Annotated in this window: 14 protein-coding genes; 7 read left to right on the top strand and 7 right to left on the bottom strand. The window is 71.3% G+C overall.

The features are described from left to right. Positions 1-5 precede the first annotated feature (5 nt). From cpaB to AC5RUP_RS08155, 3 genes are all read right to left on the bottom strand, one after another. Positions 6-674 (bottom strand): Flp pilus assembly protein CpaB, encoded by a 669-nt coding sequence (gene cpaB, locus AC5RUP_RS08165; protein ID WP_494158443.1) that lies wholly within the window; start codon positions 672-674, stop codon positions 6-8. 111 nt (positions 675-785) lie between these two features. Beyond that, positions 786-1,106: an FmdB family zinc ribbon protein gene (locus AC5RUP_RS08160; protein ID WP_494148655.1), complete on the bottom strand. Its 321-nt coding sequence runs from the start codon at positions 1,104-1,106 to the stop codon at positions 786-788. A gap of 82 nt (positions 1,107-1,188) precedes the next feature. Then, complete coding sequence (locus AC5RUP_RS08155; RefSeq protein WP_494154889.1) at positions 1,189-1,812, bottom strand: 5-formyltetrahydrofolate cyclo-ligase; 624 nt, start codon at positions 1,810-1,812, stop codon at positions 1,189-1,191. 67 nt (positions 1,813-1,879) lie between these two features. Between AC5RUP_RS08155 and galU the strand changes: the two genes are divergently transcribed. From galU to AC5RUP_RS08135, 4 genes are all read left to right on the top strand, one after another. Continuing rightward, positions 1,880-2,782 (top strand): UTP--glucose-1-phosphate uridylyltransferase GalU, encoded by a 903-nt coding sequence (galU, locus tag AC5RUP_RS08150; protein WP_494093179.1) that lies wholly within the window; start codon positions 1,880-1,882, stop codon positions 2,780-2,782. A 28-nt stretch (positions 2,783-2,810) separates the two neighbouring features. Then, entirely contained in the window at positions 2,811-3,446 is a 636-nt protein-coding gene (locus AC5RUP_RS08145) for a GNAT family N-acetyltransferase (RefSeq protein WP_494154888.1), read from the top strand. Positions 3,447-3,738: 292 nt separating this feature from the next. Next, positions 3,739-4,524, top strand: coding sequence for a hypothetical protein (locus AC5RUP_RS08140; RefSeq protein ID WP_494158442.1), 786 nt, complete (start codon positions 3,739-3,741; stop codon positions 4,522-4,524). A gap of 109 nt (positions 4,525-4,633) precedes the next feature. Continuing rightward, the gene (locus AC5RUP_RS08135; RefSeq protein ID WP_494158441.1) at positions 4,634-5,845 is read left to right on the top strand and encodes a phosphotransferase; all 1,212 of its coding nucleotides are present in this window, start codon (positions 4,634-4,636) and stop codon (positions 5,843-5,845) included. A gap of 12 nt (positions 5,846-5,857) precedes the next feature. Here the strand turns inward: AC5RUP_RS08135 and AC5RUP_RS08130 are convergent, their stop codons facing one another. The 4 genes from AC5RUP_RS08130 to AC5RUP_RS08115 all read right to left on the bottom strand — a co-directional run bounded on the left by AC5RUP_RS08130 (position 5,858) and on the right by AC5RUP_RS08115 (position 10,241). After that, positions 5,858-6,526: a response regulator transcription factor gene (locus AC5RUP_RS08130; RefSeq protein ID WP_494067432.1), complete on the bottom strand. Its 669-nt coding sequence runs from the start codon at positions 6,524-6,526 to the stop codon at positions 5,858-5,860. Then, positions 6,523-7,917: a sensor histidine kinase gene (locus AC5RUP_RS08125; RefSeq protein WP_494158440.1), complete on the bottom strand. Its 1,395-nt coding sequence runs from the start codon at positions 7,915-7,917 to the stop codon at positions 6,523-6,525. The genes AC5RUP_RS08130 and AC5RUP_RS08125 overlap by 4 nt, the downstream gene beginning before the upstream one ends. A gap of 155 nt (positions 7,918-8,072) precedes the next feature. Next, positions 8,073-8,420, bottom strand: coding sequence for a hypothetical protein (locus tag AC5RUP_RS08120; protein WP_494158439.1), 348 nt, complete (start codon positions 8,418-8,420; stop codon positions 8,073-8,075). Positions 8,421-8,498: 78 nt separating this feature from the next. Next, positions 8,499-10,241 carry a tetratricopeptide repeat protein gene (locus tag AC5RUP_RS08115; protein WP_494158438.1) on the bottom strand — a complete coding sequence of 581 codons (1,743 nt, stop codon included), beginning with the start codon at positions 10,239-10,241 and terminating at the stop codon, positions 8,499-8,501. A 221-nt stretch (positions 10,242-10,462) separates the two neighbouring features. On the opposite strand from AC5RUP_RS08115, the gene AC5RUP_RS08110 reads away from it, so the two are divergent. From AC5RUP_RS08110 to AC5RUP_RS08100, 3 genes are read left to right on the top strand one after another with little or no spacing between them, the layout of a single operon-like run. Continuing rightward, a complete protein-coding gene (locus tag AC5RUP_RS08110; RefSeq protein WP_494155283.1) occupies positions 10,463-11,119 on the top strand; it encodes an ArsR/SmtB family transcription factor in 657 nt (218 codons plus the stop codon). Between the two features lie 9 nt (positions 11,120-11,128). Next, positions 11,129-11,401: a hypothetical protein gene (locus AC5RUP_RS08105; protein ID WP_494158437.1), complete on the top strand. Its 273-nt coding sequence runs from the start codon at positions 11,129-11,131 to the stop codon at positions 11,399-11,401. Between the two features lie 47 nt (positions 11,402-11,448). Beyond that, the gene (locus tag AC5RUP_RS08100; RefSeq protein WP_494158436.1) at positions 11,449-11,904 is read left to right on the top strand and encodes an NUDIX hydrolase; all 456 of its coding nucleotides are present in this window, start codon (positions 11,449-11,451) and stop codon (positions 11,902-11,904) included. Positions 11,905-11,961 lie beyond the last annotated feature (57 nt).

Below are 11,961 nucleotides of genomic sequence, written 5' to 3'. Positions count from 1 at the left end.
ACCCATCAGCCGACCAACACGAGGAAGACGTTGCCCCGGCTGGAGGCGCCGGCCAGCGCGGTTGCGTCGGACGGTGCCGCCGCCACCACCACGAGCCCGTCGGGCTCGCCCGCGCCGAGCAAGCCCGCCGCGGCGGCGCCGTCGTCGGCCTTCCACAGCACCGGAACGGCCCGCGCCAGGACTGTGGTTTCGGCAGGCTCTTCGAACCCGTTGCCGCTGCTGAGCACGATGTCCACCAACTGGCCCGGCGACACCAACTGGACGGTGGAGGGGTCGGCGGGGCGCACGGGCACGGCCACCGTGCCCGGCGGCGCCCCGGTCAACAGGCCGGGGCCGACGATCGAGGTGTCCACGACCGGTGAGCCGGCGCGCAGCGCCGTCGCCAGCCGCTGGCCCACCACCAGAGCCGGACTGTCGGCAGTTCCCTCGGGTACTGAACCGGCCGGCAGCTCGCCCAGAACGACATCGTCGGCGGACAGGAGGGCGCCCGCCGGGAGGTCGGACGCGGCGACCGCCACGGAGTCGGTGGGGCTCGGTGCAGGGGTCAGCTGCTGCACCACCAGTGCCGCGGCCGCACAGAGCAGCAGGGCGGCCAGCAGCCGGTAATGCCGGCGCAGCAGGCGGCGCGGCGACAGCGCAGGGCGGGCGGTGCGGGACGCGGCAGCAACGGGCATGCGGCCACGCTAGAAGCATCCGGCCCGCACGGTCAGCGGGGTACGCTCACCTGTGGATCCGGCGCTGCCGCCGCTTCGCGGTGTAGGAGCGGCCGCCGGCGTCCGCTGCGGCTAGCTGGCTGCTGCCGCCGGAGCCGGGGCGGCGGCAGGCTTGGAGGCTTCGGAGGCGGCGGGCTTCGCCGACTCGGAGGAGGCGGCTGACCCGGTGCCGGCCGGCCCCGAGGCGGCAGCGGGAACGGAGCCTGCCGTGGAAGAGTCGCGCGAATCGGTGCGGTAGAAGCCCGAGCCCTTGAAGACGACCCCGACGCTGTTGAATTTCTTGCGCAGGTTGCCGCCGCATTCGGGGCAGACGGTCAGCGATTCATCGCTGAAGGACTGCTGGATGTCGAAGGCATGGGCGCAGTCTTTGCAGGCGTAGGCGTACGTGGGCACAGTAATTCCTCCTGAAAAAAACTTGGCAGGAGCAGGAAGCGCCCGGCCAGGCGTTGGCACTCACCCGCTCAGAGTGCCAATTCTACACCGTCCGCCGGGGGAACCACGTCCAGCCGTCGGGCGACACGGCGCCGTCCAGCGGCGCGTCGAGCGCGGTGAACTCGAAGGCTCCCGCCGCCACCACCTCGTCGGCGTAGAAAACACCGACAAACCTCGGGCGGTCGTCGCCGTCGCCGAGCGACGCCAGGAACCGGTCGTAATAACCGCCGCCCTGGCCCATCCGGTTGCCCTCGGAGTCCACGGCCAGCCCGGGCACGAGCACCAGCGGCAAACCGGCCATGATCTCCGCTCCAAAACGTTCACCGACGGGCTCGTCGATCCAGGCCCGGGGGCTGCGGACCAGCTCCACGCCGCTGAACCAGCGTGCCCACCTGAGCCGGTAGTCCGGTTCGCAGATCGGGACCACCACCTGGTAGCCGGCCTCCTCAAGGGCCGACAGCAGCATGCGCGTGGACGGTTCGGAACCGACGGACAGGTAGGCCGGCACGATGGTCCCGGCCGGGACGTTCAGCCGCCGGAGACCGTCCACCACCTGCTGCGCCAGGGCGGTTCCGGCCCTGATCTGCTCTTCCTCGGGGCGTGCCCGGCGGCGGGCCCGGAAGAATGCGCGGGCGGTTTCCTTGTCCATGCCGGTCTGCATCTCCATGGCCGACATCGTAGTTGCTTCCCCCCGGATCGGCTTGCTTCGCACCTTCGTTCGGTAGTCTGAACCCATGACGTCTCATCGCACGGTACGCAAAGCTGTCATTCCGGCCGCTGGTTTGGGAACCCGCTTCCTGCCCGCCACCAAGGCCATGCCCAAGGAAATGCTCCCCGTCGTGGACAAACCGGCCATCCAGTACGTGGTCGAGGAAGCCGTGCGCGCAGACTTGAGCGACGTCCTGGTCATCACCGGCCGCAACAAGCGCCCGCTGGAAGACCACTTCGACCGCGTGCCCAACCTCGAGCAGATCCTGGAGGAGAAAGGCGATCTGGAGAAGCTCGCCGCCGTGCAGGCCGCCTCGGAGCTGGCCGACATCCACTACCTGCGCCAGGGGGATCCGCTGGGCCTCGGCCACGCAGTCCTGCGGGCCCGCCAGCACGTGGGCGACGAACCGTTTGCCGTGCTGCTCGGCGACGACCTGATCGACGAACAGGACGACCTGCTGACCCAGATGATCGAGGTCCAGCGACAGACCGGCGGCTCCGTGGTCGCCCTGATGGAGGTGGACCCCGCCCAGATCAGCGCCTACGGCTGCGCGGACGTTACCCCGATGGGCGACGGCGGCTACGTGCGGATCAACGAACTGGTGGAGAAGCCTTCGCCGGACGAGGCCCCGTCCAATCTCGCGGTCATCGGCCGCTACGTCCTGCACCCGTCCGTCTTCGACGTGCTGGAGGACACCAAGCCCGGCCGCGGCGGCGAAATCCAGTTGACCGACGCGCTCGAAGCCCTGGCCGGCCGCGAGGGCGAAGGCGGCGGCGTTTACGGCGTGGTCTTTTCCGGGCGCCGGTACGACACCGGCGACAAGCTCAGCTATCTCAAGGCCGTCGTGACCATCGCCTCCGAACGTGAAGACATCGGCACGGAACTGCGGACCTGGCTGAAGAGTTTCATCGACGGCTCGGGCGACTGAGCCCCGTCGCGACCGCAAAGAACTTCACATGGGGTACGGACCGGCCATCTGGCCAGCGACGCTGGCATGCGGGGACTTGTCGCTGCGCCCGATCCGGTACCGGGATCGGATCGAGTGGACGGCCGTGCGGCGCCGCAACGCCCGCTGGCTGGAACCGTGGGAGGCCACGAATCCGGCTCCGGACGGGTATCTGCCCTCGTTCTCGGAGATGGTCCGCTCGCTCAAGCACCAGGCGCGCCTGGCCACGGCCCTGCCCTGGATCATCACCGAACTGCAGGACGGGAGGCCCCGGCCGGCGCTGGTCGGGCAGCTGACTGTCTCCAGCATCGTCTGGGGCTCCGCGATGTCGGCCACTTTGGGGTACTGGGTGGATGAGGCGCGAGCAGGCCGCGGGATAGCGCCCACGGCGGTGGCCATGGCGACCGACCATTGCTTCCAAACGCTCGGGCTCCACCGGATGGAGATCAACATCAGGCCGGAGAACCGCGCGAGCCTGCGGGTCGTGGAGAAGCTCGGCTTTCGAGACGAAGGACTGCGTCCGCGGTACCTGCACATCAACGGGGCCTGGGCAGACCACCGCAGCTTCGCGCTTACTGCCGAGGAGGTTCCCGGCGGCCTGCTGGACCGCTGGCTGGAGCACGGCGACGTCGGACGCACGCCATAGTCGGGCCGGCACCGTAGCCGGGCCGACACCATAAGGCAGCGCCGCGCGGAATCGTTATCCGACACACCGTGATGAATGCCGCGTACGGCATGCTTGAGCTTCTACGGTTTTGAGAGTGGACATTCAGAGCTCTGTGATCTTGGCGGTCATCGTTGGGCTGTGGTTTGTCTGGGTAGGACCGTACGTGCTCCGCGGAGCATTCCGTCCCGCGATGGCTGAACCGGCGCCGGGACACGCAGCACCACTAGTTTCAGTACCCGCAACCGCCTCGGGCGGCAACCAGGGGATCATCATGGAATACAATGCCCAGCCGGCACCCTCGACATCGTCGCCCGTGCCCCCGCCCGCCCGGCAGCCCGAGTTCCGCATCCGCTACGGCCGGACCGCGCTGGCACTTGCCGGGGCCTCCGCCCTGTTGGTTTTCGTTGTCGGCGGCGCCCTCGCGCTGGCCGGCGCAGTGTCGGGCCGCGTGCCGGGCTTTGCGCTGCTGGCGGTGGCCGCCGTCGTCGTTATCCTGCGCTCCCTGGCGGTCCGCGACCGCAGCAGGCGCGCGGCCGCACGCGCCAGGCAGGCTGCCCGCGCGGCAGCGGCATCGCAGCCGGCGGGCGCCGCGAAGACTCCCGGGAAGCCCACCGAACTGTTTGACGGGGCTGCGGGGGACACCGGGCCGGCACACCAGGCAGCCCAGCCCGGGCCGGCCCCGCTGACGGCCGCCGAGCTGCGCGAGGAAGCCTTGAAGGTTGCCGCCGACGCCGGCGACACCGCCGCGCCGGGTCAGCCGTCGGGCACTCCCTGGCAGCCGGTCGACGTGCCCAAACCGACGTACGTCGCCGCGGCCAAGGCCACCCGCCCGGCTCCGGCGCCGCTGCCGGTTCCCGAGGTCAAAAAGCCGCAGACCAAGACCTCGATCAAGCAGACCGCCGCGCAGCGGACCGACGAGGCCGCCGCCCGGACGTCAGAGAAGACTGCCGCCGCACAGCAGCCGGCGGACGGCGCCTCGGCCGCCGAGGCATCCGCCCAGCAGTCGGCCGCGAACCGGCTCAACCTGGACGACGTCCTGCAGCGCCGGCGGGCCTGACCCGAGGCGCCCGGCAGGTTGGCTGCGGCCCGTCCACACCGGACGGGCCGCAGCTTTGTCCGGTGGGCGGTACCGAGCGTTCCGGGCCGCAATGGTGTGCAATGGAGACATGGACGCACCGAACGTTGATCTGATGGCCACCGAGACCGCCGGCATCGACCTGTTGGAAAGTCCCGGCATGCGCGAAGCGCTGGAACTCGCCGTAGGAACCGTCGGCGGCACGGTGCGGTCCTGGAACCTAGCGAAGCTGCAGCACCGGCCCGGGGCCGGCGCGACCGGGATTTACACCGTGCGGCTCCGCGGGCACGACGGCGGCGAGCGGACGGAGTACGTCTGCGTCACGACGGCGCCGGTGCCCGACTGCGGGCTTCCGCTGGTACGCCTGGACGGCGGGCCCGTCCCGCTGACCGCCTGGCTGTATCCGTCCGACCCGGTGCTGGTCGGACTGCCTGCGGCGTGCGACCCGGCGGCGGTGGGCCGCAGCGTCTTCGGCGGGGGAGAAGCGGACCTGCAAATGGTCAGCTACCGGCCGCTGCGGCGGGCCGTGCTGGAAGCCGTCCAGGGCGGACACCGGGTCTTCTTGAAGGTGGTCCGTCCGGACCGGGCGGCGCAGCTGATGCGCCGGCACCGGCTGCTGACCGACGCCGGCCTGCCCGCCCCCGTTGCGTCCGCCGGCCCGGCCGACGGCGTGGTGGTGCTCACGGAGGCGAAGGGGACGCCGCTGGCCCAAACCCTGATGGACGACGGCGCCGCCAGCCTGGCGCCCGAAACCCTCCTGGCGCTGCTGGATGCCCTCCCGGCCGGCGTGCTGGAACTCTCGCGGCGCCCGGCCTGGGCCGACCGCGCAGCCGACTACGCCAAGGCAGCGGCGGCCGTGCTCCCCGACGAGCAGGACCGGGTGTTCAACCTGGCAGATCGGGTGGAACGGCTGCTGGCGGCCACCGACGCCGGCCCGCTGGTCCCGACGCACGGCGACTTTTACGAGGCGAACCTGCTGGTGGACGGCGGGAAGATCACCGGACTCATGGACGTGGACTCGTTGGGTCCGGGCCATCTGGTGGACGACCTGGCCTGTTTCCTCGGGCACCTGGCCGTGCTGCCCGCCGTGCACCCGGGGTACGTGCATGTTCCGGCGGCGCTGGAACGTTTCGCGGCCGCCTTCGACACCGTGGTGGACCCGGCGGCCCTGCGCGGCCGCGCCGCCGGCGTGGCGCTGTCGCTGGTGGCCGGAGCGAAGACCTCCGGGCAGGGTGACGGGTGGCAGCAGGACGCCCGGCAGCGGCTTGCCATCGCCGAGGACCTGGCCGCCGGCGCGGCCTGACCGGACCTTGCCTCAGGCGTCGGCGACGAGGCGGTAGCCCATGCCGCGGACGGTGGCGAACTTCTCCGCCCCGAGCTTGTTGCGCAGGTAGCGGACGTACACGTCCACTATGTTCGAGCCGGGGTCGAAGTCGTATCCCCAGACCCGCGAGAGCAACTGCTCGCGGCTGAGCACCTGGCCCGGATTCCGCAGGAAGGCCTCGGCGAGGGCGAACTCCCGGGCGGAGAGATCCACCTCCCGCCCGCCGACGCTGGCCCGCCGGGTCCGCAGGTCCAGGCTCAGCGTGCCGCTGCCGAGGATGGCCAGGTCGGCCGGCTGCGCCTCGGAGCGCAGGCGCAGCCGCACCCGGGCCAGCAGCTCCTCGAACCGGAACGGCTTGGACATGTAGTCGTCCGCGCCGTTCTCCAGCCCGGCAACGGTGTCGTCCACCGAGCTGCGGGCGGTGAGGATGATCACCGGGATGTCGTTGCGGCCCTCGCGCAGGCGGCGCAGCACGGTGAAGCCGTCTTGGTCGGGCAGCCCCAGGTCGAGGATGGCCAGCTCGAAGTCCCCGGTCATGGCCAGATGGTAGCCCTCCCGCCCGGTGCCGGCGACGGTGGGCACATAGCCGGCGGCCTTCAGGCCCTTGGCCACGAAGGAACTGATCCTGTCCTCGTCCTCAATGATCAGAATCTGGCTCACGCTGTCTCCTCCTTGTCTGCGCCCGCCTCCGGGCCGGTGAGCACGACGGTGAAAGTGGAACCGGCGCCCGGCGCCGAGGCCAGTTCGACGCTGCCGCCGTGCGCGGCGGCGATGGCGCTGACGATGGTCAGCCCCAGTCCCGAGCCCTCCGCCCGCGTCCCGTTGCTGCCGCGTGCGAAGCGGTCGAAGATCCTGCCCTGGTCCTCCGGGAGGATGCCCGTTCCCTCGTCCCTGACCCACAGCCGCAGCTCGTTGCCGCGCACGGCCGAACCGATCGCCACCGTGGACCCGGGCTCGGAGAATTTCACGGCGTTGGCCGCCAACTGCAGCCAGGCCTGGGTGATCCGCCGCCCGTCGAGCGGCCAGCGGGTTTCGGCCCGTGCGTCGACGGTCCAGCGCTTGGTGCCCAGCGGCCGAGCCTTGTCCAGCACGTCGTCGGTCAGCTGCCCCACCTCGACGTCGGACGGGCTCACGAAGCCGGGACGTTCCGCCTTGGCCAGCAGGACCAGGTCGTCGACGAGCAGCCGCATCCGGTCCAGCTCGTCCAAGGCGATGCCGCGCACCGACTCGACGTCCGCCGGGTCGCGCGGATCCTGCAGTTCCAGGTGGCCCTGCAGGATGGTGATGGGGGTGCGCAGTTCGTGTCCGACGTCGTCTAGCAGTTGCCGCTGCGCCGTCATGGACGCCTCCAGGCGGTCCAGCATGTCGTTGAAGGTGCGGGAGAGTTCGGAGATGTCGTCGTTGCCGCTCACCGGGATGCGCTGGGTCAGGTCCGCGTCGGTGATCCGTTGTGCCGTTTCGCGCACCAGCCGGATGGGTGCCAGCAGCCGGCCGGCCACCTGCCAGCCGACGACGCCGATCAGTACCAGCGAACCGAACCCGATCAGTGCGTAGGTCAGGAAGATGTCGTCAAGTTGCTGCAGCTCGGCGTCGTAATCGTAGGCCAGCACGAACGTGCTGTGGGCCGGGTCGGAGGAGAGCTGCACCGGCACGGTGACCACCCGGTACGTCGTGGTCGACGTCTCCATGGTGGTGAGCACCACCCGGTCGAACGCAGTTGCGTCCGGGCCCAGCAGGGCTACGAGTTCGGCATCCCGCTCGAGCCTGAGCCGCACGGACGGGCTCGCCGTGTATGTCACCTTCCCGTCGACGAGACCAAGCATGCCTTCGTTGGCAGAGGGAAGCGTCCGCTCCATCGCCAGGAAGACCAACCGGCTGGCCTGCGTGAAGGGTTCGCCCGTGTCCGGGTCGATGCCTGTCGCCGCCAGGGTCTTGAACTCGCTGACGCTGCGCTGCAGCGAGTCGTCCACCCGCTGGATGATATGGGACCGCTGCAGCGCGAACGCCACCGATCCGGCAACCAGCAGGCCCAGGGCCGAAAGGGCGAGCACGGCGGCCAGTACCCGGACGCGGACGGACGGCCCGCCCGACGGCCTAGGCACGGCCGCCGGACGGGACGCGAGCGGCGGAAAGGATGCCGGCGCCACGCGGGCTGCTGCCGCCGCGGTGCCGGACGGCGGGGTGGTGTGGGGGCCGGGGTCCGGACTCAGTCATCGTCCCCGCCGTCGTCGTCCCAGTCGTCCGCGTCATCGTCGTCGTAGTCCTGCGGCGGCGCCGGCTGGACCGAAACCGGGCCGTTGCCTTCCGGCGGGCGGGTCGGAGCGGCCGGGGACGAGGTGGCGGTGGGCGTGGGCGTGGGCGACGGCTGCTCGCTGCCGGCCGGACCCGGGCCGCCGGCAGGGGACGGCGGCCCGGACTGCGTGACGCTGATGGAAGGGCCCAGGTCGGTAGGCCCGGGCTCGCGCAGGGCCGCGGCCAGTGCGGCGCCCCCGGCGCCCAGCCCGAGCAGCACGGCCAGCGTCACCAGGACGGTGCGGAAGGCTGTACGGGGCATGACACCAGTATCCACGGCGCAGATGAGACCAAGATGAGAACCCGGCCCCGCGACGCAACGGCCCGCGTCAGCCGAGGGTCAGTCGGGGCTGTCGGCCGCGGCGTCCGCGGCCCGGCGGGCGATGTCCGCCTCGACCGTCCTGCCCAGGGCGTCCAGCGCCGAGGCCAGCCCCAGCTGCGCCGCGACGCGGAGTGTGCGGCCGACGTCGGGCTCCTGCAGCACCAGCTTGAACATCGGCACGGCGTCGTCGGCCCGCCCCATCTCGGCCAGCACATGGGCGGCGAAGAGTTCGGCGTTGCCGGCCGAGGCTGCGTCGTCGGCGGCGGAATAGAGGTCCGCCGCCTGCAGCGCCGCCGAGACCGCTGCCGTGCCGTCCTCCAGCGCCCACAGCCCCCTCGCCCGCGTGTCGCTGTAGTCCGCCTCGTACCACCGGGCCCCGTAGAGGTGCGCCAGCCGGATCGCCTCGTCCAGGACCGTGAGCCCGTCCGGGTCGCCGGCCTCGCACAGGGCATGTCCGAGGGCATGCAGGGCCTGCGGCAGCGCGGCGTCGTCGTCCTCGGCCTTGCGGGCCGCGGCCACCGCCGCCTCGAAGCAGACCAGCGCGTCCGTGTCGCGGTCCTCGCGGGAGAGCAGCGTGCCGGTCGCCAGCAGGCCGCGGGCCGCCTCGCCGAACTCGCCGCCGTGGCTGAATTCAGCCACGGCCCGGCGCCAGCAGTCCAGCGCATCGGCGGTCCGACCGGCGTGCCGGTGCGCGTGGCCCAGGCTCATCAGCGCCCGCGCCACCTGCGCATGGGGTGCCTTGGTGTGTTCCAGCCGCTGCAGCAACTTTGACAGCACCTCGCCCGCCAGTTCGTACTCTTCCGCCTCCAGCAACTGGTTCCCCAGTGCCAGGCGCAGCGTGAGCTCTTCCTGGACCTCGCCGCGCTCGGCCTGGGCGACCGCCGCCTGCCAGGCCAGCACCGAGTCTTCATAGTCGCCGATGCCGGCGCAGAGCCGGGCCAGCACGACGGCGGCACTGATGGCACCCTTGCGGACCCCGGCAGCCGCATACAGTTCCAGCGCCGTCAGCGCTTCCTCCAGCCCGGCCGCGCCGTCGCCGCCGGCGGCATTGGCCTTCAAGAGCCACATGCTGGCGGTGGTGGCACGGTTGCCGGGCAGCGCCAGCATGCGGTCGGCAACGGCCGTGGCCCGTTCCGGCTGGTCGGCCTGCAGATAGGTATTGGCCAGGTACATCAGCGCGCCGGACAAGCTGTCCGTCCGGCCGGAATGCTCGTAACCGGCCACCGCGTCTTCCAGCAACGTGATCGCCTGCTTCGCTTCCCCGCGCTGGGAACGGACGACGGCGATGGCCAGCCGGACGTCTGCGGTCACCGATCCCGGGGCATGGGTCTCCAGCAAGCGGTCCAGTTCGGCCTCCAAGAGCGGGAGGTCGTCGTCGCCGGCTTCGCGGAACAACGCCGTTCCCAGCCGCTCACCGGCCGCGGCCTCGGCTTCCAGCCCGTGGCAGCGGAGCAAGGCGATGCGGGCGTGGAGATATTCCCGGGCCTGCTTCTCATCGCCGGCCAGCTGGGCGAGCGCAATCAGCACCGAGTACAACCCCAGCCGGACGTCAAGCTCGGTGTCCGAGGACCGGGCGAGTCCGGCCTGCGCCAGGGCACGGGCGCCCGCGTGGTTCTCGGCATAGGCAGCCTCGTAAGCGCGGTCCAGGCAGTCCCTGGCAGACGACGGGAACCGTGCCGGGTCGGGGCCGGCGCTCTCCAGCACGGCGCGCAGCCGGTCGGCGATCAGCCCGCGCGGCACCGTTGCGGCGGACTCAGGCACGGCCGCCCCGCCTCCGCAGCGCTGTGCCCTGGAACCCAGCTGGCGCGTTCCCCATGGTCTTAGTTCTAGCCGCGAACAGGGGTGGGCGCAATGCCCCGGCGCCCCCCGAACGGGCGCGCCGGAACCTCGCCAACAGACCGCCGGCGGGCAGGAGGAGATGCAAAGAAAGCATTGCAAAGAAACGCTTGCAAAGTTTTGTTTGTATTGCTACGCTGGTGCCCATGGAGCAGCAGAGAGAGCAGGAAACCGGGCCTGGACGTGGACGCGGCGGCCACGGCGACGAACGCCACGTAGACGTGGTCGCGCTGAAGGCCCTCGCGCATCCGCTGCGGGTGCAGCTGCTCAACGCGCTGTCCCAGTACGGACCGCAGACGGCCAGCGGACTGGCCGAACGGCTGGGGGAGTCCAGTGGCGCCACCAGTTATCACCTGCGCCAGCTGGCCAAGCACGATTTCGTCCGGGAGGTCGAAGGCCGCGGCACGGCCCGCGAACGCTGGTGGCGACGCACTCCCGGCAGCCTGACCATCAGCGCCGGCGATCTGTCCGGCACTCCGGCCACCCGGGAGGCGGCCCGCCTGGTCACCCGTGAGTTCGAGCGCAGCCGCGCCGACCTGCTGGCCGACTTCATGACCCGCGGAGCCGACCTGCTGCCGCAGGAATGGCTGGAGGCCTCGGTGGCCAGCACCATCAACGTCCGCCTGACCCGTGAACAGCTGGCCGACATCGCCGAACAGGCGGCCGCCTTTGTCCGGAAACTGGCCGAACCCTACCTGGAGCAGAATGCCGAGAGCACGGAGGACGTCCGCCCGGTTCAGCTCCACGTCAATGCCTTTCCCATCATCGACTCCCGGTCGGACCGGCCGACCCATCACCTCTGAGAGCCCATCATGACAACTGTCCCCACCCAGCCGTACCGCCCGCCGTCGTCCGCCCTCGCCGGCAACCGGCCATCGGTCTTCGAGTCGCTCCTGATCCGCGCCGGACGCGCACTGGTGCGGGCCGGGGAGCGGCGGGCGCGGCTAAAAGCGCAGCGCCTGCGGCCAGGCCCGTGGGCCGCCGCGGCGGCGCCGCAGGCACGTCGGGACGCGTTGCTGCGCGCCCGCGACGAACTGCGCACGGACGTGCGGGCGGCGGCGCACAGCGGCCTCAGCCTCCGGTAGCCGCCCCGCCCGCCGCCCTACATAGCCGCCGCCCTACACTGGGGGACATGGAATTCGACACGCGCGTGGCCGCCTACGGCGTGATCGTGGCGGACGGCGCGGTGCTGCTGGTCCGCTGGACCGGCGCAGGCTGGCCGCGCTGGACCCTGCCCGGCGGCGGCCTGGAATACGGCGAAGACGCCGCCACCGGCGCCGTGCGCGAGATCCGGGAAGAAACCGGCTACGCCGCCAGGCTCGAGCAGTTGCTGGGCGTGGACAGCAAGCACATTCCGGCCGCGAAACGCCTGCATGGGCACCGGCCGCTGCACGCTTTCCGGGTCATCTACGCGGCCAGCGTTGTCGGCGGCGAACTGGCGGACGAGGCGGACGGATCCACGGACCTGGCCTGCTGGATCCCGCTGCCTGAGGTACCGACATTGGACCGGGTCGACCTGGTGGATCTGGGGCTGCGGCTCTACTTCCCGGACGGCGGGCCGGCGGGCCATTCCGCAAACGGCCGGTGAGCGCTATGCTGATCCAGTTGCCGGGCTGACCAGCCCGCCGGACAACCCTGGGGAGGT

Source organism: Arthrobacter sp. Y3223151, from assembly GCF_059091125.1.
The sequence above is the reverse complement of the archived record's forward strand: the minus strand, read 5'-3'. Positions and strand labels throughout refer to the sequence as shown.

What these genes read in the sequence shown, in the direction of transcription:
- cpaB (WP_494158443.1), bottom strand. Translation starts at nt 674, where the DNA reads ATGCCCGTTGCTGCCGCGTCCCGCACCGCCCGCCCTGCGCTGTCGCCG.
- AC5RUP_RS08155 (WP_494154889.1), bottom strand. Translation starts at nt 1,812, where the DNA reads ATGGAGATGCAGACCGGCATGGACAAGGAAACCGCCCGCGCATTCTTC.
- galU (WP_494093179.1), top strand. Translation starts at nt 1,880, where the DNA reads ATGACGTCTCATCGCACGGTACGCAAAGCTGTCATTCCGGCCGCTGGT.
- AC5RUP_RS08145 (WP_494154888.1), top strand. Translation starts at nt 2,811, where the DNA reads ATGGGGTACGGACCGGCCATCTGGCCAGCGACGCTGGCATGCGGGGAC.
- AC5RUP_RS08140 (WP_494158442.1), top strand. Translation starts at nt 3,739, where the DNA reads ATGGAATACAATGCCCAGCCGGCACCCTCGACATCGTCGCCCGTGCCC.
- AC5RUP_RS08135 (WP_494158441.1), top strand. Translation starts at nt 4,634, where the DNA reads ATGGACGCACCGAACGTTGATCTGATGGCCACCGAGACCGCCGGCATC.
- AC5RUP_RS08120 (WP_494158439.1), bottom strand. Translation starts at nt 8,420, where the DNA reads ATGCCCCGTACAGCCTTCCGCACCGTCCTGGTGACGCTGGCCGTGCTG.
- AC5RUP_RS08110 (WP_494155283.1), top strand. Translation starts at nt 10,463, where the DNA reads ATGGAGCAGCAGAGAGAGCAGGAAACCGGGCCTGGACGTGGACGCGGC.
- AC5RUP_RS08105 (WP_494158437.1), top strand. Translation starts at nt 11,129, where the DNA reads ATGACAACTGTCCCCACCCAGCCGTACCGCCCGCCGTCGTCCGCCCTC.
- AC5RUP_RS08100 (WP_494158436.1), top strand. Translation starts at nt 11,449, where the DNA reads ATGGAATTCGACACGCGCGTGGCCGCCTACGGCGTGATCGTGGCGGAC.